We start from the raw sequence: 25,576 nt of genomic DNA, 5'->3' as shown, positions 1-25,576 counted from the left end.
CCCACGACCCATGACCACTAATAAACCCAAAGGACCGGACGCTTCCTCCAAGGACACAGGCCTGCGCAAGGGACTGACCAACTATGGCGACCTTGGGTTCTCGCTGTTCCTGCGCAAGGCGTTCATCAAGGGCTCGGGCTATACCGATGCGGCGCTCGACCGCCCGGTGATCGGCATCGCCGATACCGGCAGCGCATTCAACCCGTGCCACGGCAACATGCTGCAGCTGATCGAAGCGGTGAAGCGCGGCATCATGCTCGCCGGCGGGCTGCCGATGGAATTCCCGACCATCTCCATCCACGAGAGCTTTGCCGCGCCGACCAGCATGTATCTGCGCAACCTGATGTCGATGGATACGGAGGAAATGATCCGCGCCCAGCCGATGGATGCCGTGGTGCTGATCGGCGGCTGCGACAAGACCGTGCCGGCGCAGCTGATGGGCGCGGCCTCTGCCGGCGTGCCCGCGATCCAGCTGGTCACCGGTGCCATGCTGACGGGTTCGCACCGCAGCGAACGGGTGGGTGCCTGCACCGACTGCCGCCGCTACTGGGGCAAGTTCCGCGCCGGGGAGATCGACGCAGAGGAGGCCGCCCAGGTCAACGACCAACTGGTGGCCAGCGTCGGCACCTGCTCGGTGATGGGCACCGCCAGCACCATGGCCTGTCTGGCCGAAGCCCTGGGCATGAGCCTTCCAGGGAGTGCCACGCCGCCGGCCGTGACCGCCGACCGCATCCGCATTGCCGAGGAGACCGGCGCACGCGCCGTGGCGATGGCACGCGAGCGCCTGACTATCGACAGCATCCTGACGCCGGCCGCGTTCGAGAATGCCATGCGCGTGCTGCTGGCCATCGGCGGCTCGACCAACGGCATCGTGCACCTGGCGGCCATCGCGGGCCGCATGGGCCTGGATATCGATATGCAGGCGCTTGACCGCATGGGCCGCGAAACCCCGGTGCTGCTCGACCTGAAGCCGACCGGCCAGCACTATATGGAGGACTTCCACAAGGCCGGCGGGATGGCCACCTTGCTGCGTGAACTGCGCCCGCTGCTGCGCCTCGATGCGCTGACCGTTACCGGCCGCACGCTGGGCGAGGAGATCGACAATGCCGGCCCGGGCTTCGCCCAGGAGGTGGTGCGCAGCATCGACAACCCGATCTACCCGCAAGGCGGCATCGCCGTGCTCGCCGGCAACCTGGCGCCTGGCGGCGCAATCATCAAGCAATCCGCGGCGAACGCGGAGCTGATGGAGCACGAGGGCCGCGTGGTGGTGTTCGAGAACGCGCAGGACCTGATTGAGCGTATCGACCTGGACGACCTCGACGTGAGCGCCAATGACATCCTGGTGCTGAAGAACATCGGCCCCAAGGGCGCGCCCGGCATGCCAGAGGCCGGCTATATCCCGATCCCGCGCAAGCTGGCGCGGGCAGGTGTCAAGGATATGGTGCGGATTTCCGACGGACGCATGAGCGGCACCGCGTTCGGTACGGTGGTGCTGCATGTGACCCCCGAAGCCGCCGTGGGCGGGCCGCTGGCGCTGGTGCAAACTGGCGACCGCATCCGCCTGAGCGTGAGCCGCCGCGAGCTGGCGCTGCTGGTATCGGATGAGGAACTGGAGCGGCGCCGCGCGGCCTCCCCCGTGGTTGAGCCGAGCGCGCCGCGCGGCTACCTGAAGTTGTTCCTGCAGACCGTGACGCAGGCCGACCAGGGCGTCGACTTTGACTTCCTGCGCGCGCCCGAAACGCGCGGCAAGGCGCCTGAGTAAGAAGGGGCGGACATGACAAGCGATACCCGTGAGCCCGTGCTGCGCATCGGCGTCTTCGAAGCTGCGCAGCAAGACGCGATCGACGCCGAATTCCGCTGCGTCACCGAGGCCGAGATTGCGGCTGACGGCGCCTTGCGCGGCGCGGTGCGCGCCATCGTCACGCGCAGCAATTACCAGGTGCCCGCGGCGGTGATTGACCGCCTGCCTGCGTTGCGGGTGATTGCGACTTCCGGCGTGGGCTACGACGGCATCCCCGTCGCCCATGCCGCCAGGCGCGGCATCGTGGTCGCCAACACGCCCGGGGTACTGGACGCGGCCGTCTGCGAACTCGGCATCGGCCTGTTGCTGGCGCTGCTGCGCCGGATTCCCGCCGCCGACCGCCATGTGCGCGGCGGCGCCTGGCGCGAGGACAACTTCCCGCTCACCACCAGCCTGGCCGGCAAGCGCGTCGGCATCGTCGGGCTCGGCCGCATCGGCATGGGCATTGCGCAACGGCTGGCGCCCTTCGGTGTGGAACTGGCCTACACCGGCACGCAGCGCGCAAGCCTGCCATACCGCTATTGCGAGAGCCCGCTCGCGCTCGCCGCTTCGGTCGACATCCTGATCCTCACTTGCCGCGCGACCGAGCAGAATCGCCACCTGGTCGACGCCGCGTTACTGGCTGCGCTGGGGCCGGACGGCTACCTGCTCAATCTGGCGCGCGGCAGCGTGGTCGACGAGGCGGCACTATGCGAGGCCCTGCACGCCGGCACGATCCGGGGCGCGGCGCTCGATGTGTTCGAGTCCGAGCCGCTGGCCGATTCGCCTCTGACCGCGCTGCCCAACGTGTTGCTTTCTCCGCACGCGGGTACCGCCACCCGGGAAACGCGCGCGGTGATGCTGAGGCTGATGCTGGATAACGTGCAAGCCGTGCTGGGCGGGCGAGCGGCGCTGACGCCGGTGGCCGTGGCGTGAGCGCCGGTCCTCCCCCGGCCCGGCAGGTCAACCGCTGACCGGCACCAGGCGCGCGGCGAACGTAATTTGTCAATCCAAACGTTTCAAATTATTCAAGCGAGGTATTCATGCAACTAGGAATCGAAGGCAAGGTAGCACTGGTGCTGGGCGGCGGCGGCGGCCTGGGCAGCGCCATCGCGCTGGCGCTGGCGGCGGAGGGTGCGAAGGTCGTGGTCGCCGATGTCAATGAGGAAGCGGCAAGCCGCACCGCCGCCACGATCGCCGCCAAGGGGGGCTCGGCGCTTGCGCGCACCTGGGATCTGGCGGATCTGGCGTCGATCGAGACCCATGTCGCCGCCATCGAGGCCCGGTTTGGCCAGGTCGATATCCTGGTCAACAATACCGGCGGCCCGCCGCCCACCACCGCGTTCGGCCAGGAAACGGCACTGTGGCGCAAGCACTTCGAAAGCATGGTGCTGTCGGTGATCGCGATTACCGACCGGGTGCTGCCCGGCATGCGGGCCAGGCAGTGGGGGCGCATCGTCACCAGTACCTCGTCCGGCGTGGTCGCGCCGATTCCGAACCTGGGCATTTCCAATGCGCTGCGCCTGTCCCTGGTGGGCTGGTCCAAGACCCTGGCGCGTGAAGTCGGCCGAGACGGCGTGACGGTCAATATCGTGCTGCCGGGGCGCATCGCCACCGACCGCATCCGCTTCCTGGATGAAGCCAAGGCCGGCCGCGAGCAGCGCCCGGTGGAGGAGGTGTCGGCCGAAAGCACTGCCGCCATCGCGGTGGGCCGCTACGGCCGCCCGGAGGAATATGCCGATGCGGTGACATTCCTGGCCAGCGACCGCGCCGGCTATATCACCGGCTCCACCATCCGCATCGACGGCGGCCTCATCCAGAGCATCTGAGGCTCAGGCGCGGGACTGCCGCCCGCGCCTCGGCAAGACCGAACCCCATCACCTGCCATCGCCGGAGAGCCAAAGATGCTGTTGACCGCTGACGCCAAGGGCGTCTTCCCCATCGCGCCCACGCCATTCCTGGACGACGGATCGATCGACGTGAGTTCGATCGATCGTTTGATGGACTTCTATCTCGGCTGCGGCGCGACCGGCGTGACCGTGCTCGGCCAGCTCGGCGAAGCGCCCAAGCTCGAGCACGCCGAGTCGATCGACGTGGCCGCGCGCATGATCCGGCGCGCGGGCGGGCTGCCGGTGGTGGTCGGGGTCTCGGCGCCGGGTTTCGCCGGCATGCGCGCGCTGACGCGCGAGGTGATGGACCTGGGTGCGGCCGGCGTCATGATCGCGCCGCCCAACACGCTGCGCACCGACGACCAGATCGTCGGCTACTACCGGCAGGCGGTAGACGCGATCGGCGCCGACGTCCCGTTCGTGCTGCAGGACTATCCGCTGACGTTCTCGGTGCAGATGACGCCTGGCGTGATCCACCGCATCGTCGGCGAGTTGCCCTCGTGCGTCATGCTCAAGCACGAAGACTGGCCCGGCCTGGAAAAGATCTCCGCCCTGCGCGCCTTCGAGAAGGAAGCTTCGATGCGGCACATCGCCATCCTGTGCGGGAACAACGGGCTGTTCCTCGACTATGAGATGGGGCGCGGTGCCGATGGCGCCAATACCGGCTACTGCTTCCCCGATATGCTCTGTGACGTGGTGCGCCTGTCCGCCCAGGGCGAGCGCGAGGCCGCGCACGATCTCTTCGACGCGCACCTGCCGCTGCTGCGCTACGAGCAGCAGCCCGGCGCCGGCCTGGCCGTGCGCAAGTACGTGATGATGCGCCGCGGGATCCTCACCTCCGCGGCGCAGCGCAAGCCAGCGGCGGCCATGTCGGCGACGGCCCGGCACGAAGTGGAGCACCTGCTGCGGCGTCTGGCAAGGCATGACCCGCGCGCGGCACTGGCAGATTAAATCCCAACCCGAACGAAACAAGGAACCATTATGGCAACTGCATCGCTTCCCCTCGACGAGAGCGTGGTCAAGGCCCTGCAAGGCGTGACCACGGCAACCCTGACCACTGTGCTGCTCAAGCATGGCCTGCGCAACATATGGCTGCGCGGCACGCAGCCGCTGGCACCCGGTCAGCCGCGCTTGGTCGGCCGCGCTTTCACCCTGCGCTTCGTGCCCGCGCGCGAAGACCTGGCGACGCCGGCCTCCTGGGGCTCGCCGATTTCCACGCGAGCGGCCATCGAGGACATGCCGGCCGGCTGCATCGCCGTGGTGGGTGCGCTGGGCGTGACCGATGCCGGCATCTTCGGCGATATCCTGTGCGCGCGCCTGCACAAGCGCGGCGTGGCCGGGCTGGTGACCGACGGCGTGGTGCGCGATGTGGCGGGCGTGCTGGGCACGGGACTGCCGGTGTGGTGCCAGGGCACAGCCGCACCGCCGTCGGTCGCCGGCCTGACCTTCGTCGGCTGGCAGGAACCCATTGACTGCGGCGGGGTTGCGGTGTTCCCCAACGATGTCATCGTGGTGGACCAGGACGGCGCGGTGCTGATTCCCGCCGCCATGCTGGACGAAGTGATTGCCGCCTCGGTCGAACAAGAGCGCCTGGAGGGCTGGATCATGCAGGAAGTGGCGCGCGGCACGCCGTTGCCCGGCTTGTACCCGCCCAACGAGGAGAACAAGGCGCGGTACAAAGCCTGGACCGAAGGCGAAGGCGCGGACCGCTAAATGCTCCGGGCGCCAACGCGCGCCCGCACCGTCATTGCGGCGGCCGGCCGCGCGGTCAGCTTCCCCCTGCCCGCCGCGAGGCCATGCCGAACTCCAGGAATGCCTGCGACAGGGCGGCGTGCGCTCCGTGTGGCGACCACAGGAACCCCACCTTGCGCACCGGCGCCCGCCCGGGCAGCGGGATCCGCGCCACGTTCAGGCCCTCGGGCCACGGTGGCGTCCAGTCTGGCACCAGCGAGACGCCGATGCCCTGGTGGACCATGGTGGCGATGGCATTGAGCCCATCGATCTCCAATCGCTCCTGCGGCACGATGTTGTGCTCCTGCAGGTAGCGGTCTGCCACCATACCCCCCCACACGCCGCGGTCATAGCGAATGAAGGGCTCGCTGGCGAGCAGGTCATGCGCGCTGCGGCCGGCCATGGCCTGCGGTGCCAGCACGATGAACGGCTCTTCCACCAGCACTTGCCAGGCGAATGCCTTGGGGATCGTGAACTGCGGCGCCACGACGATGCCAGCGTCCAGATCGCCCGACACGACGCGCCGGTACAGGTGAGAAGAAGAGCCTGGCTCCACAAAAATCTTCAGCTGCGGATGCGCCGCGTAAAGCCGCTCCAGAATCCGCGGCAACAGGCCGGTCAACGAGGAAGTCGACACGCCCAGCCGCAGTTCCCCGAGCAGGGTGTTGTCGTGCGCCACCGCGCTCAGGTCGCGCACGTCGCGCACCACCGTGCGCGCCTTGGGCAGGATGCGCAAGCCCGCCTGGGTTGGCAGCACCGTGCGGCCCGCGCGCTGTACCAGCGGGGTATCCAGCGATTCCTCCAGCGCCTTGACCCGCGCTGCAATGGCGGCCGGCGTGAGGCCCAGGCGACGCGCGGCTTCCGCGAAGGAACCATACTCAACCACGGCGACGAAGCTCTGCAGGTAGCGGGTGTCCATAAAACAAAAAAACTCTATTGATTGAACAAGGAGGTCAATGCTGTTTTTGAATTCTGCCAGTTTCTAGAATTAGCCTCAAATCAAATCGAGATTCCCATCCGTGGACAGAGAGCCGCGATGCATCCGTGCTGAGAGCAGGACGCAGGACATAACAACCAGGAGACAGCCATGCCAACCACGCCCCTATCCACGCCCTTCACCCGCCGGCCCAACGATGAGCGCCGCCGCATTGTGCTATGTGCAGCGATTGCCGGTATCGCCGCGACACTCTGCGCCTCGCCTTCAAGCGCGGCCGACGCCTATCCGACCAAGACTATCCGCATCATGGTGGGCTTCGCCCCCGGCGGCGGCGCCGACATCGTGGCCCGCCAGCTCGGCGCCCAGCTCGCCAGGCAAACGGGCCAGACTGTGATCGTCGATAACCGGCCCGGCGCCACCGGCACCATCGCGGCGGCCAACCTGGCCCAGTCGGCCGCCGACGGCTATTCGATCATGCTGGCGTCGCAGTCGACCATGGTCATCGCGCCGAGCATGTATGCAAAGCTGCCCTTCGATCCGCTAAAAGACTTCATGCCGGTGACGCAAGTGGTGTCGATGCCGCTGGTGATGGTCGTGCATCCGTCGGTCCAGGCCAGTACGGCGCAGGACGTGATCGCGCTCGCGCGCGCCGGCAAGCTGAGCAGCTATGCCTCGTCGGGCCCTGGCGGCCCGCAGCACATTGCCGGTGCGCTGTTCGATTCGATGAGCGGCATCAGCCTGACGCACGTGCCTTACAAGGGTGAGTCGGCGGCGCTGACCGACGTGATGGCGGGCACAGTGCCGGTGATGTTTGCCAACGTGCCGGTGGCTGCGCCGTTCATCAAGAGCGGCAAGCTCAAGGCAATCGCGGTGTCCAGCCTCGCGCGCGCGCAGGCGCTGCCGCAGGTGCCGACGCTGTCGGAGGCGGGGCTGAACCGCTTCGAGGTGCTGACCTGGTATGGCCTGTTCGTGCCTGCCAGGACGCCCAAGGCCATCGCCAGCAAGATCAGCGACGAAGTCAGCGTAGCCCTGAAGGATCCGGGGCTGCGCGCCAAGTTCGCCGAGCAGGGCCTCACTATCCTCGGCACCAGTCCCGAACAGTTTGGCAAGTTCATGGCCACCGAGGTCCCCAAGTGGGCCAGCGTGGTGAAGAGCGCCAGCATCCAGCCCGAGTGAGCGCCGCCTGACCCTTATCCGATTCCGCAATCCAGGAAACGTAGTATGGAAACCCAGAAGAAGAGCATCATCGGACCTTGCATCCGCCTGCATCCTGCGGACAACGTGTTGGTAGCCCGCATGAACGTGGCCATCGGCGCGCAAGTGCCGGGGGAAACCTGGGGCGTGCGCAGCCAGGTGCCCGCCGGCCACAAGATCGCCGCCCGTTTTATCAAGGCCGGTGAGCCGATCCTGAAGTACAACGTCTGCATCGGCTTTGCCGCGGCCGACATCCAGCCGGGCAGCTACGTGCACTCGCACAACGTCAGCTTCCAGGAGTATGAGCGGGACTACGCCTTTGGCCGCGACTACCAGCCCGTGGTCCCGGTCGAAGCCGGCCGGCAGGCGAGCTTCGACGGCATCGTGCGCGCCGATGGCCGGGTGGGCACGCGCAACTATCTCGGCATCCTCTCCACGGTAAATTGCTCGGCCACCGTCGTACGCAGGATCGCGGAGTGGTTCACGCGGGAGCGGCTGGCAGACTTCCCCAACGTCGATGGCGTGGTGGCGTTCAGTCACTCGCTGGGCTGCGGCATGGAGATGACCGGCGAGCCGATGGATCTGCTGCGCCGGACCATGGCCGGCTATGCGCGCCACGCCAACCTGGGCGCCGCGCTGATCGTGGGGCTGGGCTGCGAACGCAACCAGCTCAACGGCCTGCTCGACACGCAGTCTCTGCAACCTGGCCCCTTGCTGCGTACCTTCGTCATGCAGGACAGCGGCGGCACGCGCAAGACCATTGAGGCCGGCATTGCCGCGGTCATGGAATTGCTGCCGCAGGTCAATCGCGTGGAGCGCCGTCCGGTGCCGGCCAGCCACCTGACCGTGGGCCTGCAGTGCGGCGGCTCGGACGGGTTCTCGTCCATCACCGCCAATCCGGCGCTGGGCGCGGCCGTGGATCTGCTGGTGCGCCACGGCGGCACCGCCATCCTGTCGGAGACGCCGGAAATCTACGGGGTGGAGCACACGCTGACGCGCCGTGCCGCCAGCCGCGCCGTCGGCGAGAAGCTGCTGGAACGCGTGCGCTGGTGGAAGGAGGACTATTCCGTCGGACGCGACGTGCAGATCAACGGCGCCGTCAGCCCGGGCAACCAGATGGGCGGCCTGGCCAACATCTTCGAGAAGTCACTGGGCTCGTCGATGAAGGGCGGCACAGGTCCACTGATGGAGGTGTACCGCTACGCCGAGCCGGTCACGCAGCACGGGCTTGTATTCATGGACACGCCGGGCTACGACCCGGTCTCGGCTACCGGCCAGATCGCCGGCGGTGCCAACCTGATCGCCTTCACCACCGGACGCGGCTCCATGTTCGGCGCCAAGCCTGTACCCAGCCTCAAGCTGGCCACCAATTCGCCGATGTATCGGCGGCTGGAGGAAGACATGGACCTGAACTGCGGCACGATTCTCGACGGCGAGAAAACCATTGAGCAGGTTGGCGAAGAGATCTTCCAACTGATGCTGCGTACCGCTTCGGGCAAGGCATCGAAGAGCGAACTGCTAGGGCTCGGGGACAACGAATTCGTGCCCTGGCATATCGGCATCATGAGCTGATTTCCGGTATGCGGGAACAGCCAGAAGGAAAGTACGTCATGTGGCAACCAAGTGCACGATACCCCGATCCTCGCATCCAGGTGCTGGATCCGGAGTTCGACAAATACCGGATCGCCTACGCGGCCGTGGAGCAGATCGCGACCGGATTTCGCTGGGCGGAAGGGCCAGTCTGGTTCGGCGATGGCCGCTTTCTATTGTGGAGCGACATTCCGAATAACCGGATGATGAAGTGGGAAGAGGAGACTGGCGCGGTCAGCGTGTACCGGCAACCGTCCGGCTACGCCAATGGCAACACGCGGGACCGGCAAGGGCGGTTGATCACGTGCGAGCACGGCGGGCGCCGCGTTGTGCGCACCGAATATGACGGCAGCCTCACGGTGCTGAGCGACAGCTTTGAGGGAAAGCGCCTCAATTCGCCCAACGACGTCGTCGTCAAATCCGACGGCTCCATCTGGTTCACCGATCCGCCCATGGGAATACAGGGCAATTACGAAGGTCGCGAAGCGACCCCGGAACTGCCTCATTCGGTCTACCGGATCGACGCCGGCTCGGGCTCGCCGACCGTCATGACAATGGAACTGAAAGGCCCTAACGGCCTGTGTTTCTCGGCCGACGAGCGCATCTTGTACGTCATCGAGTCGCGCGGAACGCCGGGGCGCAAGATCTGGGCCTATGACGTCGTCGACAGTGGCACGCGTATCGCCAACGGAAGGATCCTGCTTGATGCGGGCGCAGGCACCCTCGACGGCATGCGCTGCGATATTCACGGAAACCTCTGGTGTGGCTGGGGCATGGGCAGCGACGATCTTGACGGCGTCATGTGCGTGTCGCCCGAGGGAAAACTGATCGGGCGCATCGCACTTCCGGAACGCTGTGCCAATCTTTGTTTTGGCGGGCCGATGCGCAATCGGCTTTTTATGGCTTCTTCCCAGTCGATCTATGCCTTGTATGTGAACACGCAAGGCGCCGTCGGTGGCTGAATCTCCGTTCTGCCGTACCCACTCGCTCCCCTTCGCTTCAGCATGAATTCGTGGTAGCGGACTCTTTTTGCCGCTGCAAGGCGATGCCGCCGATACCGGGGGCTTTGCCTGCATAAACGCAGTCAGAAAGAGTATAAGTTTTTGGAGGCAATGATGTCTGGAAAGTATCGATACGTAGTCGCCGGCTTGCTATTTTCGGCCGGTATGATCAATTACATGGATCGCGCAGCGCTGGGTGTCGTTGCCCCGATTATTAGCAAAGAGCTTGACATTTCCCCGTCAGAGCTCGGCATTGTTTTTAGCAGCTTCTTTTTTGGTTATTCCATCTTTGCCTTTGTCGGCGGACATCTTGCCGACCGCTATGGGCCCAAGCGCGTCTTTTCCTGGGCGATGGGCGGCTGGTCACTGGTGTGTGGACTCACCGCCGGCGTGACCGGATTCACGACGCTGCTCCTGACGCGTGCGCTATTTGGTTTCGGGGAAGGGCCGATGAATTCGACTACCAACCGGACCATTACCAATTGGTTCCCGCGTAGTGAAACCGGGCGGATGATAGGCTTCTCCTTCTCGGGGCAAACGCTCGGCAGTGCCATCGCCGGCCCGATTGTGGGACTGGTGGCAATCGCTTTCGGGTGGCGTATTTCCTTTGTCGTGATTGCGCTGATTGGCTTGATCTGGATCGTATTCTGGCGCTATTTCGTTTCCGATAGCCCGGCACAGAACCGCCGTGTGGGCGCGGACGAATTGCGTCTGATCGAAGAGAGTCGCAGTGCCGCGCACCCAGCCGATGACGGCGAACGCGGAACGACGCTGCGCGAGCATCTGTTCAAGCCCAGCATACTGGCGCTGGGCACCGGCTTGTTTGCCGTGAACTACACACTGTTCATTTTCGTATCGTGGCTGCCGAGCTATTTCACCAATGCGCTGCATCTCGACCTGAGGGAGATGAGCATGCTGAGCACGATTCCCTGGGCGTGCGGCGCAATCGGATATTTCGGCGGCGGCCTCGTGGGCGATTTCATCTACAAGCGCATGAAGAATCCGCTCCATGCACGCAAGCTCTCTGCGGTCGTGCCGCTTGCCTTGTCCGCAGTCGCCATGCTCGTAGTGAGTTTCGCTACGCAGACAGCGACGGCGGTGGCTCTGGTGGCGGCTGCAGTGTTGTTCCTGACCGCCGCCTCGCAGTCTTGCTGGGCCCTGATGCACGAACTCGTTCCGGGGAAGCATCTGGGCGGCGTCAGTGGCTTTGTGCACCTCATAGGCAATATCTCCGGCATCATCGGCCCCACCGTAACCGGCTTCGCGGTTCAGTACTTCGGAGGCTACGGCAGCGCCTTCGCGCTTGGCGCAACGATCGACTTGGTGGGCGTACTGGCCATGGTGTTCGTGATCAATGGCCGGGCCACACAGAGCCAACCGGTGGTGAGCAGGTCCGCTGCATAGCCGGCGTTCGCCGCTGCCTCAGCAAGGATGGCGGCTGTCCATCCTTCCCGTCAGAAGTGCCTGCTTGCGGAAGCAGGCCGACCACACGCCATTAAGGAGATGTACATGAAGCGGGTTTTGATTACCGGCGCTGCCGGTCACATCGGCCGTGCGCTGCGCAAAGGGTTGCAAGGGCATTACGAGCTGATGCGGCTTGCCGATGTCGCACCCCAGGCGCCTGCTGCTGCCGGCGAGGAAGTCGTGACGGCTGACATTACCGACATCGAACAGCTTGCACAAGCGATGCAAGGAATCGATTGTGTCGTTCACCTGGCCGGCATTCCCGATGAGGACACATGGGACCGTATTCGCCGCCTGAACATTGAAGGCTGCTACAACGTGTTCGAGGCGGCCCGCATGGCTGGCGTCAAACGCGTGATTTTTGCCAGCTCGAATCATGCTGTTGGCTTTCATCGGCGCGATCGGATGATCGACAACGAAGTCATGCCGCGACCGGACAGCCGCTATGGCCTGTCCAAAGTCTTTGGCGAAGCGCTTGGCCGTCTCTATGCGGACAAGTATGGCCTGTCAGTGGCGTGTCTGCGTATCGGGTCATTCCGTCCAGACGACCAACCCACCGTGGAACGCCACCTTTTCTCATGGATCAGTCATAGAGACATGGTGCAGTTGACGCGCCGGGCGATAGATGTTCCGAAGTACCACTTCCTTATCGCATATGGCGTGTCCGCCAATGCCAGAAATCGTTGGGACAACGCCAACGTACGCTTCCTTGGCTATGTACCCGAGGATGATGCGGAGCGATCCGGAGCTAGCGTCCTGGAATCCGGTGTCCATGAGGATGAGCGCGAAGCTCTGTTCCACGGCGGTTTTGGTTGTCTTGTCGAATTTACGGGACGGCTTGAGGATATCGATTGAACGCGTACTGTTGAGCGATAATCGCCTCGACATCGTGGTCAGTGCACGATGACCCGGCGCTGCATGCATGGGGCATTGCCGGCGCCAATCTCGATACGGTGCTGTCGGAGGAGCAGAAGACGCAGACACAGGCCGAGGCCCGGTGCTGTCCGGCCCGGTTTTCAACGTCTTCGGGATGCCCGCAAATCGGTGGTATGCTTTCGCGCACGCCACGCGTCTCGCTCTGCCTCCCGCCAAAGCGATGCCCATTTCGATGTCAGTCCGATGCGCCGCTCGACGCCCCTGCCAAGCCCTCCTTCAGCTCACCAAGCAGGCTTTCCAGGCTCTCCGCAAGAGGCACAGGAGCGCCAGGGCGGCGCGGCAATAACCGGCGAATCGTCCCGTTCGCAACGTGCTTACTTCAGCCTGCGGGACGACATCTTTGCGTTCCGGCTGTTGCCTGGCGACCGCTTTTCCGAGAACGATGTCGCGGAGCGGTTCGGCATCTCCCGCACGCCGGTACGCGAGGCGCTGCTGCGCCTGCAGTCCGAAGGACTGGTGCGCGGGCACTTCCGCAACGGCTGGGAGGTGGTGCCGATCGACCTGGCGCGCTTCGAGGCACTTTATGACCTGCGCACCTTGCTGGAAACCCACGCCGCCATGCGCCTGTGCCAGCAGCCGGTGTCGCCGCGCGTGGATCGCTCGTGCCTGGAGGTGCTGGCAGCCACGTGGCAAGTCCCGCCTGCCGAACGCCTGACCGACGGCAACCAGGTTGCCGACCTGGACGAGGCGTTCCACCGGGCCATCGTCTGTGCCGCGGGCAACCCCGAGGCAGCCGCAGTGCATCAACAGGTCACGGACCGCATCCGGATCATCCGGCGGCTCGATTTCGCCTACGGCGAGCGCATCGCCCTCACATATGAGGAGCACGCCAATATCCTCACGGCGCTGGTGGCCTGCGATGGCGCGCGTGCGGTCGAGTTGTTGACCGGTCATATCGAAGAAGGGCGCGTCGAGGTCAGCCGCCTGACCACCGAACGGCTGGAACAAGCCCGCACCAACCTCGAGCGCCCGCTCTCCACCGACGCACCGCCGCGTCGCAGGCGCTTCGGGTAAGCCCTGATATGGTGCCGTCGGCGCCATAATCTTTCCCACTTCCGTTATCTTTCCCAGCCGGGGAAATTCCCTGTTATTGCCAGCAACGCCGTGACTGGCGCGGCATTGCCTGCCGCCGCACCAGTGGCAATGCATGGCGTGGCACAGGCCTTGCGTTGTGTTCCGTGATTTTTATGTATACATAATTTCCGGAGCACATTGTGGCATTTCATCGGAACCCGATTCGCGGCAGCCGCGGCATGGCGGTGGCGCCGCACGCCCTGGCTTCCCAGAGTGCGCTGGCGATCCTGCGCGAAGGCGGAAACGCCGTCGAAGCGATGATCGCGGCGGCAGCCACGATCGCGGTTGCCTACCCGCATATGAACAGCATCGGCGGCGACAGCTTCTGGCTGATCGCGCGCCCGAACGAAGCGCCCCGGGGGCTGGAAGCATGCGGCGCGGCGGCAGGTGCCGCGAGCATCGAACGCTATCGCGAAGCCGGCCTGGCGACGATCCCGTTCCGCGGCGGGATGGCGGCCAACACTGTGGCCGGTACGGTGTCGGGCTGGCAGGCCGCCCGCACCTGGTCGAGCGAGACGCTCGGAGGGCGCATGCCGCTGTCGCGGCTGCTTGCCGATGCCATCGACTATGCCCGCCGCGGCGTACCGGTCACGCATAGCCAGGCCGCCTGCGTTGCAGCCAGGGCCGGGGAACTGTCTGGAATTACCGGGTTCTCGGAAACCTTTCTCGAAGGGGGCCTGCCGCGGCCCGGTGCGCGTTTCTGCCAGCCGCGCCTGGCAGCCACCCTCGAGCAACTGGCGCAGGCGGGGCTCGAGGATTTCTACCGGGGCGACCTGGCCCGCAGCATTGCGCAGGACCTGGCCGCCGTTGGCAGTCCGCTCAGCCTGATAGACCTCGCCGAACACCGCGCGGTATGGAAGGCGCCGCTTTTGCTGGCGCACTCTCGCGGACGCGTCTACAACATGCCGCCGCCTACCCAGGGGCTGGTCTCGCTGCAGATCCTGGGCCTGCTGGACCGCGTCCTGGATCGCCTGCCTGACGGCGGCATGGACACGACCGGTGCGCCGTTCGTCCACGCCTGCGCGGAGGCAACCAAGCAGGCCTTCATGGCGCGCGACCGCCATATCACCGACCCCGCATACATGGATGTCGATCCACGGGACCTGCTGGCGCCCGGCTGGCTCGATGCCGCGGCCGCGCGTATCCGGCCCGACCATGCGCTGCCCTGGGGCCAGGGCATTGGACCGGCCGACACGGTGTGGATGGGCGTGATCGACGGCGACGGGGTCGCGGTCAGCTTTATCCAGAGCATCTATCACGAGTTCGGCAGCGGCGTCGTGCTGCCTGCCTCCGGCATCAACTGGCAGAACCGCGGCTGCAGCTTCTCGCTGGACCCCGCCGCGCGCAACCCGCTGATGCCGGGGCGCAAACCGTTCCACACGCTGAACCCGGCCCTGGCGCGCCTGGCCGACGGCCGCACGCTGGTCTACGGAAACATGGGCGGCGACGGCCAGCCGCAATCGCAGAGCGCGGTGTTCTCGCGCATCGTGCATTTCGGCATGAACCCGCAGGCCGCGATCGACGCCCCCCGCTGGCTGCTGGGCCGCACCTGGGGCCAGACCACCGACACCCTCAAGCTCGAGTCGCGCTTTCCGCAGGCGACCTGCGACGCTTTGCGCACACTTGGCCACGAGATCGAGCTCTTGCAGCCGTATGACGAAACCATGGGCCATGCCGGCGCCATCGTGCTGCACCCCAGCGGGCTCTACGAAGGTGGCGCCGATCCCCGCAGCGATGGCGCCGTTGCCGCCTGGTAATCCGCGCCGGGATGCCGCTTGCCAATGCGCCTCGCGCGGCAGGTCCCGGTCTTCTACGCAGTTCCCCTTGTCCGATCCCCGAAGCTGGTTTGAAGGAGTAGTCCGATGAATACCGTTGCAGAGAACGCATCAGCAGGTACCGCCTTAGCCTTGCCGGCGGCACGCGAGCGCTGGATACAACTGGCGCTTGGCATGCTGTGCATGATGGCGATTTCCAGCCCGCAGTATGTCTGGACGCTGTTTACAAAACCGCTGGCCGCCAAGCTGGGGGTTCCGCTGTCTGAGTTGCAGGTCACGTTCTCGTTGCTGATCGTGCTGCAGACTTTCTTCTCGCCGTTCCAGGGCGCGCTGATTGAACGCTTCGGGCCGCGCCGGCTGATTGCGCTTGGCACGGTGCTGTCGGGACTGAGCTGGGTACTTGCGGCGCAAATGCACAGTGTGGGGCTGCTGTACCTGACCTATGGCGTCGTGGGCGGCCTGGGCACGGGCATTGTCTACGTCGGGGTTGTCGGGCAGATGGTGCGCTGGTTTCCGGACCGGCGCGGGCTTGCCGTGGGCATGGTCGCAGCGGGATACGGCATGGGTGCCATCGCCACGACCTTCCCGATCGCCTCGGCACTGGCCCAGAAGGGACTGGAGGCCACGCTGTGGCAGTTCGGCCTTCTCTTTGCCGTGATCGGCTTCCTCGCCTCGCAAGGTCTTCGCTCGCCGCAGGGCGTGGTGCTGCCCGAACATATTGCGACGCGCACCGGTGCGAGGGCCGCCGCCGACGTCCCAACCCGCGAGATGCTGCGCACGCCGCTGTTCTGGCTGCTCTTTGCCATGATGACGATGATGTCCACCTCAGGACTGATGGTGACATCGCAGATGGCGACCTTCGCGAAGGACTTCGGCGTTGCCGGCGTGACCGTGCTCGGCATGGCCGCGCTGCCGCTGGCGCTGACGCTGGACCGGTTCACCAACGGACTGACGCGCCCGCTGTTTGGCTGGGTATCCGACCGCTGGGGCCGCGAGAACACCATGTGCTTCGCCTTCGCGCTGGAAGGCGTGGCGATGGCGCTGTGGCTGCTGACCCGCGAGAATGCCATTCTGTTCGTCTTGCTGTCCGGCGCCGTGTTCCTTGGCTGGGGGGAAATCTTTTCGCTCTTTCCTTCCACGCTGACCGATACCTTCGGCACGCGTTATGCCACGACCAACTACGGCTGGCTCTATATCTCCCAGGGCATCGGGTCGATCCTGGGCGGACCGCTCGCTGCGCTGATGCACGAAAAGCTCGGTAGCTGGATGCCCGTGTTTGGTGTTGCCATCACCCTCGACATTGCGACTGCATTGCTCGCGATCGCGGTTCTCAAGCCGGCACGGCGACGTTATCTCAGGTAACAGCTGGCTGGCGACCCCTGATATCTCTTTCATAACGATCAAAAGTTTTCACCATGCCAGCCTCGATTGGCGGGCTGTACTTCAGAACTATCTGACCTTATCTATGCGCATAAAAAGATATTCTTTCGGGATCCGATTCGCGGCAAATGCGATGGCATTACTTTCTGGAATCCTGCCATTCACGGCATATTCTGCCGAGAAATCCTTCAATATTATGGAGTCTTCGGTCGCAGACATTCATCAAGCGCTGAGGAGCGGAAGTCTGAGTTGCCATGGGCTGGTCCAGCAATATCTGGACCGGATTCACGCATATGACAAGCAAGGTCCCTCCTTGAATGCCATGCTCTACATGAATCCCGATGCGCTTGCCCAGGCAGATGAAATGGATCGCGAATTCCACCGCAGCGGAAAATTGAAACCACTTCAGTGCATCCCAACGGTGCTGAAGGACAATTACAACACCGCCGACATGCCGACCACCGCTGGCTCGGCTTCGCTGGCGGGTTCGCGGCCCACTGAAGACGCATTCGTGGTGGGCCGGCTGAAGCGGAGTGGCGCCGTGATTCTCGGCAAGACCAATCTTCAGGAATTCGCGCTGGGCGGGGTGACGGTCAGTTCGTTGGGCGGACAGACGAAGAATCCCTACGACCTCAAACTGACCCCGGGCGGATCGAGCGGCGGCACCGGGGCGGCACTGGCTGCCAATTTCGCCGCCATCGGCACCGGCTCGGATACGGCAAATTCGCTGCGCTCCCCGGCTTCCAACAATAGCCTAGTGTCGATTCGGCCTACGCTTGGACTGGTCAGCCGCTCGGGTATTGTGCCGGTTTCCTTCACGCAGGACGAGGCAGGCCCGATCACGCGTTCGGTGGCTGATGCCGCCCGCATGCTGGACGTCATGGCGGGGTACGATCAAGCCGATCCGGTGACCGCAATGAGCTGGGGCCATATCCCCGGGACCTATACGGCATACCTGGATAAAAACGGACTGAAAGGCGTGCGCATCGGTGTGATGCAATCCCTGTTCGGGACCGGGACCGATCACGAGGAAGTCAATCGCGTCATGGCACATGCGATTGACGTGCTGAAGAAAAAAGGAGCGGTCATCGTACCGGTCTCGACACCCGAGCTGGATACCGACAAGCTGAACGGCCAGCTCGATGTTCAGAAATACGAATACAAGAGCGTCATGAACCAGTACCTGAAGGATGTCGGAAGCAATGCTCCCGCACATTCGCTGGACGACATCGTCGCCAGTGGGAAAACGCATCCGAGCCTGAGCAAATTCCTGCAGTCCGCCAAAGGCATCGAGAATGGCCTGAATGAGCCTGATTACAAGGACCGGCTGGTAAAGATCGACGCGCTCAAGATCCGGGTTGCCAACGTGATGGCGGAGAACCACCTCGATGCCATGATCTATCCACATCAGAAGCGGCTGCCCGTGCCGATCGGAGAGTATGACCAAAAGGAACGCAACGGCATTCTGGCTTCGCTGACCGGATTCCCGGCCGTGGTGGTTCCTGCCGGATTCTCTTCTCCCACCGAGGAGGCCCCGCGCGGCGTGCCTGTCGGCCTGGAGTTTCTCGGTCGCCCGTGGAGCGAACCGCAACTCATCCGATACGCGTATGGTTTCGAGCAGGCGGCCCGCGCGCGCAAGATGCCTGCTTCCACCCCGGGCCTGGCGCACAACGACTGAGAATCCGTTTTCAAAGAGATGGCCCGCTCTGGTGCGCACCGCCTGGCGCCTGCAAGAGCGCGGCCTGTCCCTTCGCGCGGCGACTTCGGCCGTCACGGACCTGATCGGCGGTGGCATCCAGCTCATGATGATCAACACGCCGGTTTCCGCACCGATGGCCAAGGCGGGCAAGGCGAGGGCGCTTGGCGTCTCCTCGGCGCGGCGCCTGGCTGGATATCCGGACGTTCCCGCGATCGCCGAATCCGTGCCCGGATTCGAGGTGTCGGCGTGGGGAGGCATCGTCGGCCCGGCCCACATGCCCAAAGACATCATTACCCGCCTCAACTGCGAGATTCGCATCGCGCTGGAGAGTCCCGCCGTGCGAGTGCGATTCAAGGTGCTGGGGGCGGAAATCGCGCCCAGCACGCCTGAGGAGTTCCTGGACCTCTCCCGCCGCGAGCCGGTCAAGTGGGCCAGGATCGTGAAATTCTCCGGTGCCAGGATCGATTAAAGGAAATCCCCGTGAGTATTTGCTGCCGGCGTGGTCCCCGATGCCGTGTTCATGCCCGCTGCGTTCAGTTCAGGTGCACGTTTGCGGCTTTTACGAGTTTGCCCCACTTTGCTACGTCGTTTTGCATCAGTGCCGCCAGCTGCTTCGATGTGCCACCTTCCAGGATGACGCCCTGACTTGCCAGCTGCGAAACCAGGTCCGGAGATGCAACGGCCTTTTGCACCTGTGCGTTGAGCAACTCCACGATTTCTTTCGGCGTGCCGGCCGGTGCCAGTAGCGCGAACCAGTTCTTGGCTTCGAATCCGGGCAACCCGGCTTCGCTCAGCGTCGGGATATCCGGACTCGTGGGCAGGCGCTTGGTCCCGACCACCCCCAGTGCCTTGAGCTTGCCGGCTTTCACCAGCGGCATGGACGACGGAACGCTGTCGAAGAACACCGAGACATTGCCGGCAAGCAGATCGGACATGACGTTATTGCTGCCCTTATAAGGGACATGCAGTATGTCGACACCCGTGGATATCTTGAACATTTCCAGTTCAAGGTGCGACAGCGTGCCGTTTCCCTGCGAAGCGGCGCTCAACTGCCCGGGCCTGGCTTTGGCCAGCGCGATCAGTTCCTTCACCGAATTCGCCGGGACCGAAGGGTTCACGACCAGCATATGGGGTACATGGCCTACCAGCGATATCGGCGTGAAACTCTTCAGGATATCGAAGCTGAGTTTGCTGTAGAGGTTGGATGCGATGGCAAGGGAACCGGACGCCAGTAGCAGAGTGTAGCCATCGTGCGCCGCCTTGGCGACGACGTCTGCGCCGATGGTGCTGCCTGCACCAGGCCGGTTCTCCACCGTCACAGGCTGACCCAGTCCTTCAGACAACTTCTGGGCAATCGCTCTGCCCAGGACATCAGTTGCACCGGCCGGCGGAAATGGCACCACCAGTCTGATTGGCTTGGATGGATATGCCTGCGCCTGCGCAGTACCAGCACTGAAAGCCAGTACGCAAACGGACAGCGCGAGGGCTGCCCCACGTACAACTACTTTCTTCATCGGACGCTCCCGAAAGATCAAACTCCACTGAGGCTGCAACCAGTTTGCAGCGGCAGCATCTGACGCAACGTCCGTGCCAGATCGTCTGCGGCCATGGGCCCTCATGGAGTTCGCTCACATGTGCGCCACCTGCTTCGTCAGGCAGCGATGAGCCTGCGTATTCTGGGATGCGCGATCGACGATTTCGGCGGGTGAGTCTGGCCTCGGTTTTTGCCACGGACGGCGTTGGCATGGACTCATATCAATCTCGCACGCACGCGCGCCGAGAACTGGTCGAGCAGGAACACCACGATGAAGATCGCAATCAGGATGGTGGCAACGTGGCCGTACTGGAACATGTCGAAGCGGCCTTTGAGTTCCTGTCCGATTCCGCCGGCGCCGACCAGTCCGATGACAGTCGCCATGCGAACGTTCCGATCCAGGATGTAGAGCGTGTAGGCCGTGTATTGCGGCAGTACCTGCGGCATTACCGCGTACCACAGCGTCTTGAGCTTCCCCGCGCCGATGGCTTCCAGCGCCTCCTGTGGCTTGTTATCGGCGTGCTCGATATCCTCCGCGTAGAACTTGCCGAGAAAGCCGGCCGCATGCAGGCTCAGCGCCAGCACGCCGGCGATCGGACCGAAGCCATAGGCCAGGACCAGGAACAGTGCGACGATAAGTTCCGGCGCCGACCGCAACATGCTGATCGAGCCGCGCGCCAGCGTGTAGGTGAACCGGTTCGGCGTGTAGTTGCGCGCGGCGAGGCAGGCCAGCGGCATCGACAGCAGGACCGACAGCACGGTGCCCCAGATGGCGATCTCGACGGTCTCCACCATCTTCACGAAGACGGTCCACAAATAGCCCATCGGCCTGACCAGGTACTCGGTGCGCTCCAGCCTGGTTTCCCATTGCAGGGATTGCGGATTCAGGTGCTGTTCGCGGTTCTCCTGGATTTCGATATGGGAGAACATGGGCAAGTGCCGGCGATCGAGCCCGGGCAAGCGTGCCACTTCTTCCCTTTCGCCAAGCGCCGGTGGCCACATCGACTCGGCCACGCGCGACAGGCCGCGCACCACCTGCGAGTCAGGACTCAGGCCAAGCAGGTTGCCCACGGCTTGCCCCGTCATGGCCACCATGCGGTCCATTTCGGTGCGCTGGCCGGTATAGAGCAAGGCCGCCAGTAAAGTCAGCACGATCAGCAAATGGCGCGCACTGTAAGGTTGATCGAGTTTCCAGTCGGCTTGCGTGCCGGGCATGGCTGGATGGGCGGGTTTGTTCATGGTGCAGTCCTTCATGCGGCAAGCGGTAGCGAGGTTCCGGGGGAGGGCGCGGCTTCTTCCCAGCTGACGCCCCCATACAATCGCTCGACCACCTCATCCGTGAAATCGGCGGGTGTCCCGTCGAACACGATGCGGCCGCTGCGCATCCCGACGATGCGGTCGCCGAACTCGCGCGCCAGGTCGACCTGGTGCAAGCTGCAGAGGACAGCGCTATTGCAGGCCCGCGCGGCGTCCCGGATCAGGGTCAGGATGTCGCGCGAGATGCGGGGGTCCAGGCTGGCGACGGGCTCGTCAGCCAGGATGACTTCGGGGTCGAGCATAAAGGCGCGGGCAATGCCGACGCGCTGCTGTTGCCCGCCCGAGAGTTCGCCGGCGCGGCGCGGCAAGTGCGACGGGTCAAGGCCCACGCCGGCCAGCAGGGTACACGCCCGTGCGCGGTACCGGGGTTCAAACCAGCCTAGCAGCGCTCGCCACATCGAAACCTCCGGCAACGCGCCGGCCAACACGTTGCGCGCAACGCTCATGCGCGGGGTCAGGTTGAAATGCTGATGGATCATGGCAACCCGGCGGCGCAGCTGGCGCTCGGTGGCGCTGGTCAGCTCGATGCCGTCGATTGCCACGCAGCCCGTGCCTGGCCTCATCAAGCCGTTGACGGCGCGCAGCAGCGTCGATTTGCCCGCGCCCGACGGCCCGAGCACAACGCAGAATTGCCCGCGCGGCACAGACAGGCTGACGTCGGACAAGGCCGCCGTACCATCGGGCCAGACCTTGGATACGCTATGGAAGTCGATCATCAGCGCGCACCGGCCTTCCTGATGATGTCGGTCTTGACCTGGTCGGTCACCAGGTCGAACATCTTGCCCGCGGCCGCCATGTCGGTTTCGCTCACCTTGGAGGTATAGCCGTCGACCTTGCTGCCGCCATAGCCGCGGATCTGGTCCTTGGTGATGCCGGGCAGCTTGTTGATGTTGTTGAAGGCATCGCGCAGCCTGGCCTTTACGCCGTCGCTCAGTTTCGGATGCATGGCGAGCGGCGGATAGGGAATCGGCGCGCTCTTCGCCACCACCTTGATCCTGGCGGGATCGATGGCCTTTGCGTTGGCCGCTTTCTCGAAGGAATCGAACGAGGCGCCACCGGCATCGACCAGGCCTTCGGCCAGGGCCTTGAGCACATTGGCGTGGCTGCCGGCCATGCTGATCATGGCAGCGTCGCTGGCCGGCCGGACACCGGACGAGAGCATCATGGCCACGGGCACATTGAAGCTCGACGTCGAGTTGACATCGCCCAGCGCGATCTTCTTGCCCTTCAGGTCCCTGATCCGCTCGATGCCGGCATCGGCGCGGGCGAAAATGCCCGAGTAGTACACCGACTGGCCGTCGCGCACGGCGAGCGCCAGCAATTCCGCGCAGCCGCGGGCGCGGGCCTGCAGATAGCTGGCCGGGCCATACCAGGCGATATCGGCGGCGCCATTGCACATCGCCTCGACCACGGCGCCGTAGCTCTGTCCGATCTTGATGTCGAATTTCAGTCCCGTGGCCTGGCTGATGGCGCCGAAGATGGGCTCGAAATCCTTCTTCGTGCCATCCTCGGTGCCGCCGTCGGCCGGAATCAGCACGACGCGCAACGGGCTGGCCGCGCTGCCGTCGTGCTGCGCCTGCGCGAATACGGTTGCGCTGCCGGCCAGGCCGGCGCAGGCCAATGCGATGGCCGTGATGGTCCGGATGCAAAATCTGCGGTACATGGTGATAGGTCCTTCTCTCGGTGGTATCCGCCGCCGACGGCGGCGAATGGGCAAGCGGCCTGCACCAAGGCAGGCCACCCGCTCAAGTCAAAATGTCAGTAAGCGCCGCCGGTCACGCGGCGGGCATGGCCATGGCCGGATCGCTGACGCTGTCCTTGCCGGTTTCGAGGCGGCCGGCAAAGCGCCGCAGGTAGCTCGCGTCGTCCGCGCGCACCACGCTGAAGTCATACCAGCGCGCGCTCCGTTCCAGCGACCAGCGCTCTTCCACGACCTCGCCGCCCGGGGGTACGGTCAGCGTCCACGGGCCATCGTTCCGATACGCGTTGGCCGTTACCGTCACGGTGCACGCGGCGTTGCCGGTGTTGCGCATATGCAGGTACAACTGTCCGTTCTTCGGGTCGTAGCAGACCTGGCACTCCGGCTGCGCGCCGCTGCTGGCCACGGTCCCGGTGAAATGCCGGACGAAGCCGTTCGGCCCGAGCACCCACAGGTCGTACTTGCCGTTATCCGCGACGACGTCCCACGCGTCCGACAAGGTCTTGTCCGCTTCCACGGTGTAGCGTCGCGGGATGCGGTCCAGGTGCAGCTTGTCGTAGACATGGAACACCGCGCCCTGCATGCCGCTGTTGGCGAACAGCAGCGTCACGCTGCGGCTGGCGCTGTCGACGCGCGCGCTGGTGTGCAGCTCGTAGGGCAGGGCGCGCGAGAAGCGGGTTCCGCTTTCCTGGAACAGCGGCTGCGGCGTGGCGGGCGGCATCGGCACCGGCATGGATTTCTGCTGGGCTTCGATGGTTGCGTAGTCGCTGGTGTCCGGCAGCGCCGGGAACTTCGGGTCGTTAGGCGTGGCGAAGTCGAAAGCCGAGGTGAGGTCGCCAGAGACGGCGCGGTGCCATGGGCTGATGCCGGGAATGGTGATGCCGAAGCGCTGTTCGAGGAAGCGCCCCACCGAGGTATGGTCGAACGTCTGCGAATTGACCCAGCCGCCCTTGCTCCATGGCGATACCACGTACATTGGCACGCGCGGTCCCAACCCCCACGGGCGCACGTTGCCGCTGATGGTGTCTTCGGGATGCAGGTACTTGCGTGCCGGGTCGGAGAAATACTCGCCTTCCAGCGGCAGCGTCGACTTGCCGGCGAGCGTGCCGTCAAGGTTGTAGGAGGGCACGGCCGGCGGCGGCAGGTGATCGAACAGCCCGTCGTTCTCGTCGAAGGTCTGGAAGAACACGGTCTTGCTCCAGACGTCCGGGTTCGATGTCAGCGCGTTCAGCACCTGGGCCGTGAAATTGCCGCCGTGCTGCGGGCTTGACGGCGCGCCCGGGTGTTCGGACTGCAGCTTGGTCGGCAGCACCCACACCACCTCGGGCAGCGTGCCGTTCTTCACGTCGCGCTGCAGGTCCTCGATGGTCCACAGGCTCATGCCTTCCTTGTACAGCGGCGATTCCGGCTGCGCCGTGCGGAACGAATCGAAGGCCAGGCCGCCGTGCATGGCGCCGGTCCAGTTGTCGTTCGGATTCTGGTAGATGCGCCAGCTGATCCCTGCTTTCTGCAGCACGTCCTGCAGCGTGGGCCACTGGAAGGACGAGCCGGCATAGGTGTAGCCCGGCGTCGGCAGCGCGCCCTTGATCCAGCAGCGCAGGTTGTTCGGCTCGGAGTCCGTATCGGTGCAGTTGATGCCTTGCGCGCGCAGGTCAGGATTGAAGTTGGAACCCGAGAAGAAAACGATGCGGTTGGGGTCCGTGCCGGTGGTGATGGAGCAGTGATAGGCGTCGCAGATGGTGAAGGCTTCGGCCAGCGCGAACTGGAAGGGGATGTCGTCGCGCTTGTAGTAGCCCATCGAGTAGGGCTTCTTGTACTTGGGCCACATGCCGAACTTGCCCTGGTTCCAGGCCGCCTGCGCATCCGAGAACGAGTGCGGCGTGCTCGGGATCAGCAGCGCGTTCATGGTCTGCTTGTCCAGGTGGAAGGGCGGAATCTCCTTGGTGCCGTCCGACTGGTACCAGACCGGCTTGCCGCTTTCGAGCGGGATCGGGAAGCGGTCACCGAAGCCACGTACCCCGCTCATGGTGCCGAAGTAGTGGTTGAAGGCTCGGTTTTCCTGCATCAGGATGACGATGTGCTTGACGTCCTTGATGGTGCCGGTCTCTACGGCGGCGGGCACGGCAAGCGCGCGGCGGATGCTCGGCGGCAGCACCGTGAGCGCGGCGGCGGCACCCATGGCCTGGGTGGCGGTGCGGAGGAAATTGCGTCTGTCGTTGGATTGCATGTGGCTGACCTGTGGGCGATGGCGTGGGGAGGAGATCAACAGAGGCTCAGGGGGCGCAGCGCAGCGTGTCCGCCGGCTTTTTTTGCTGGTTCGCTTGTGCCGATGAAAGTTGCTGTGACGTTGCCGTGGATGCGGAGTCTTCTCCGCCGCCGCAGCCGGCGAGCGCTATGGTCATCACAACGCCGGCCATGGCAGCCAGACATCTTGTGCGCAGAGTTTTCATGGTGGGTTCCGTGTCGCATGGTTGGGGGTGGAGCAACACGAATCCTAGTCACGCCACATGACAATTAAATGAACAACGCTCAATCAAATGTGATTGTAGAATGAGCAAAGTTCAACACACGTGGAT

At 64.5% G+C, this 25,576-nt stretch carries 22 protein-coding genes; 15 read left to right on the top strand and 7 right to left on the bottom strand.

Annotation, left to right across the window (positions count from 1 at the left end):
* Positions 1-10 precede the first annotated feature (10 nt).
* The 5 genes from ACW4E8_RS17950 (at position 11) to ACW4E8_RS17930 (ending at position 5,382) form a co-directional block, all read left to right on the top strand.
* Positions 11-1,762 carry an IlvD/Edd family dehydratase gene (locus tag ACW4E8_RS17950; RefSeq protein WP_456805743.1) on the top strand — a complete coding sequence of 584 codons (1,752 nt, stop codon included), beginning with the start codon at positions 11-13 and terminating at the stop codon, positions 1,760-1,762.
* A gap of 12 nt (positions 1,763-1,774) precedes the next feature.
* Positions 1,775-2,716: an NAD(P)-dependent oxidoreductase gene (locus tag ACW4E8_RS17945; protein WP_456805742.1), complete on the top strand. Its 942-nt coding sequence runs from the start codon at positions 1,775-1,777 to the stop codon at positions 2,714-2,716.
* A 107-nt stretch (positions 2,717-2,823) separates the two neighbouring features.
* On the top strand, positions 2,824-3,609 hold the full coding sequence (locus ACW4E8_RS17940; protein WP_456805741.1) for an SDR family oxidoreductase: 786 nt from the start codon (positions 2,824-2,826) through the stop codon (positions 3,607-3,609).
* A gap of 75 nt (positions 3,610-3,684) precedes the next feature.
* Positions 3,685-4,620 carry a dihydrodipicolinate synthase family protein gene (locus ACW4E8_RS17935; protein WP_456805740.1) on the top strand — a complete coding sequence of 312 codons (936 nt, stop codon included), beginning with the start codon at positions 3,685-3,687 and terminating at the stop codon, positions 4,618-4,620.
* A gap of 30 nt (positions 4,621-4,650) precedes the next feature.
* The gene (locus tag ACW4E8_RS17930; protein ID WP_456805739.1) at positions 4,651-5,382 is read left to right on the top strand and encodes a ribonuclease activity regulator RraA; all 732 of its coding nucleotides are present in this window, start codon (positions 4,651-4,653) and stop codon (positions 5,380-5,382) included.
* 55 nt (positions 5,383-5,437) lie between these two features.
* Here the strand turns inward: ACW4E8_RS17930 and ACW4E8_RS17925 are convergent, their stop codons facing one another.
* Positions 5,438-6,319 (bottom strand): LysR family transcriptional regulator, encoded by an 882-nt coding sequence (locus tag ACW4E8_RS17925; protein ID WP_456805738.1) that lies wholly within the window; start codon positions 6,317-6,319, stop codon positions 5,438-5,440.
* Between the two features lie 168 nt (positions 6,320-6,487).
* On the opposite strand from ACW4E8_RS17925, the gene ACW4E8_RS17920 reads away from it, so the two are divergent.
* The 10 genes from ACW4E8_RS17920 to ACW4E8_RS17875 all read left to right on the top strand — a co-directional run bounded on the left by ACW4E8_RS17920 (position 6,488) and on the right by ACW4E8_RS17875 (position 18,919).
* A complete protein-coding gene (locus ACW4E8_RS17920; RefSeq protein WP_456805737.1) occupies positions 6,488-7,513 on the top strand; it encodes a Bug family tripartite tricarboxylate transporter substrate binding protein in 1,026 nt (341 codons plus the stop codon).
* 45 nt (positions 7,514-7,558) lie between these two features.
* Positions 7,559-9,103, top strand: a complete 1,545-nt coding sequence (locus tag ACW4E8_RS17915; RefSeq protein ID WP_456805736.1) for a UxaA family hydrolase — start codon at positions 7,559-7,561, stop codon at positions 9,101-9,103.
* Positions 9,104-9,141: 38 nt separating this feature from the next.
* On the top strand, positions 9,142-10,083 hold the full coding sequence (locus ACW4E8_RS17910; protein ID WP_456805735.1) for an SMP-30/gluconolactonase/LRE family protein: 942 nt from the start codon (positions 9,142-9,144) through the stop codon (positions 10,081-10,083).
* Between the two features lie 150 nt (positions 10,084-10,233).
* Positions 10,234-11,526, top strand: a complete 1,293-nt coding sequence (locus ACW4E8_RS17905) for an MFS transporter (protein ID WP_456805734.1) — start codon at positions 10,234-10,236, stop codon at positions 11,524-11,526.
* A gap of 105 nt (positions 11,527-11,631) precedes the next feature.
* On the top strand, positions 11,632-12,441 hold the full coding sequence (locus ACW4E8_RS17900) for an NAD-dependent epimerase/dehydratase family protein (RefSeq protein ID WP_456805733.1): 810 nt from the start codon (positions 11,632-11,634) through the stop codon (positions 12,439-12,441).
* A 435-nt stretch (positions 12,442-12,876) separates the two neighbouring features.
* Positions 12,877-13,536 (top strand): GntR family transcriptional regulator, encoded by a 660-nt coding sequence (locus ACW4E8_RS17895; protein WP_456805732.1) that lies wholly within the window; start codon positions 12,877-12,879, stop codon positions 13,534-13,536.
* 239 nt (positions 13,537-13,775) lie between these two features.
* A complete protein-coding gene (locus ACW4E8_RS17890; protein WP_456805822.1) occupies positions 13,776-15,353 on the top strand; it encodes a gamma-glutamyltransferase family protein in 1,578 nt (525 codons plus the stop codon).
* 105 nt (positions 15,354-15,458) lie between these two features.
* A complete protein-coding gene (gene oxlT / locus ACW4E8_RS17885) occupies positions 15,459-16,733 on the top strand; it encodes an oxalate/formate MFS antiporter (RefSeq protein WP_456805731.1) in 1,275 nt (424 codons plus the stop codon).
* 151 nt (positions 16,734-16,884) lie between these two features.
* Complete coding sequence (locus ACW4E8_RS17880; RefSeq protein ID WP_456805730.1) at positions 16,885-18,429, top strand: amidase family protein; 1,545 nt, start codon at positions 16,885-16,887, stop codon at positions 18,427-18,429.
* Between the two features lie 31 nt (positions 18,430-18,460).
* Positions 18,461-18,919, top strand: coding sequence for a tripartite tricarboxylate transporter substrate-binding protein (locus tag ACW4E8_RS17875; RefSeq protein WP_456805729.1), 459 nt, complete (start codon positions 18,461-18,463; stop codon positions 18,917-18,919).
* A 64-nt stretch (positions 18,920-18,983) separates the two neighbouring features.
* Here ACW4E8_RS17875 and ACW4E8_RS17870 read toward each other — a convergent pair whose 3' ends face one another.
* The 6 genes from ACW4E8_RS17870 to ACW4E8_RS17845 all read right to left on the bottom strand — a co-directional run bounded on the left by ACW4E8_RS17870 (position 18,984) and on the right by ACW4E8_RS17845 (position 25,450).
* Positions 18,984-19,964, bottom strand: a complete 981-nt coding sequence (locus tag ACW4E8_RS17870; protein WP_456805728.1) for a Bug family tripartite tricarboxylate transporter substrate binding protein — start codon at positions 19,962-19,964, stop codon at positions 18,984-18,986.
* Between the two features lie 236 nt (positions 19,965-20,200).
* Positions 20,201-21,223 carry a phosphonate ABC transporter, permease protein PhnE gene (gene phnE, locus ACW4E8_RS17865; protein WP_456805727.1) on the bottom strand — a complete coding sequence of 341 codons (1,023 nt, stop codon included), beginning with the start codon at positions 21,221-21,223 and terminating at the stop codon, positions 20,201-20,203.
* An 11-nt stretch (positions 21,224-21,234) separates the two neighbouring features.
* The gene (gene phnC / locus ACW4E8_RS17860) at positions 21,235-22,017 is read right to left on the bottom strand and encodes a phosphonate ABC transporter ATP-binding protein (protein ID WP_456805726.1); all 783 of its coding nucleotides are present in this window, start codon (positions 22,015-22,017) and stop codon (positions 21,235-21,237) included.
* Positions 22,017-22,964 (bottom strand): phosphate/phosphite/phosphonate ABC transporter substrate-binding protein, encoded by a 948-nt coding sequence (locus ACW4E8_RS17855; RefSeq protein WP_456805725.1) that lies wholly within the window; start codon positions 22,962-22,964, stop codon positions 22,017-22,019. The genes phnC and ACW4E8_RS17855 overlap by 1 nt, the downstream gene beginning before the upstream one ends.
* Before the next feature lie 112 nt (positions 22,965-23,076).
* On the bottom strand, positions 23,077-25,227 hold the full coding sequence (locus ACW4E8_RS17850; protein WP_456805724.1) for a phosphocholine-specific phospholipase C: 2,151 nt from the start codon (positions 25,225-25,227) through the stop codon (positions 23,077-23,079).
* 46 nt (positions 25,228-25,273) lie between these two features.
* Positions 25,274-25,450, bottom strand: a complete 177-nt coding sequence (locus tag ACW4E8_RS17845) for a hypothetical protein (RefSeq protein ID WP_456805723.1) — start codon at positions 25,448-25,450, stop codon at positions 25,274-25,276.
* Positions 25,451-25,576 lie beyond the last annotated feature (126 nt).

This window comes from Cupriavidus sp. CP313 (assembly GCF_054072015.1).
This window is presented reverse-complemented; position numbering and strand designations above follow the sequence as displayed.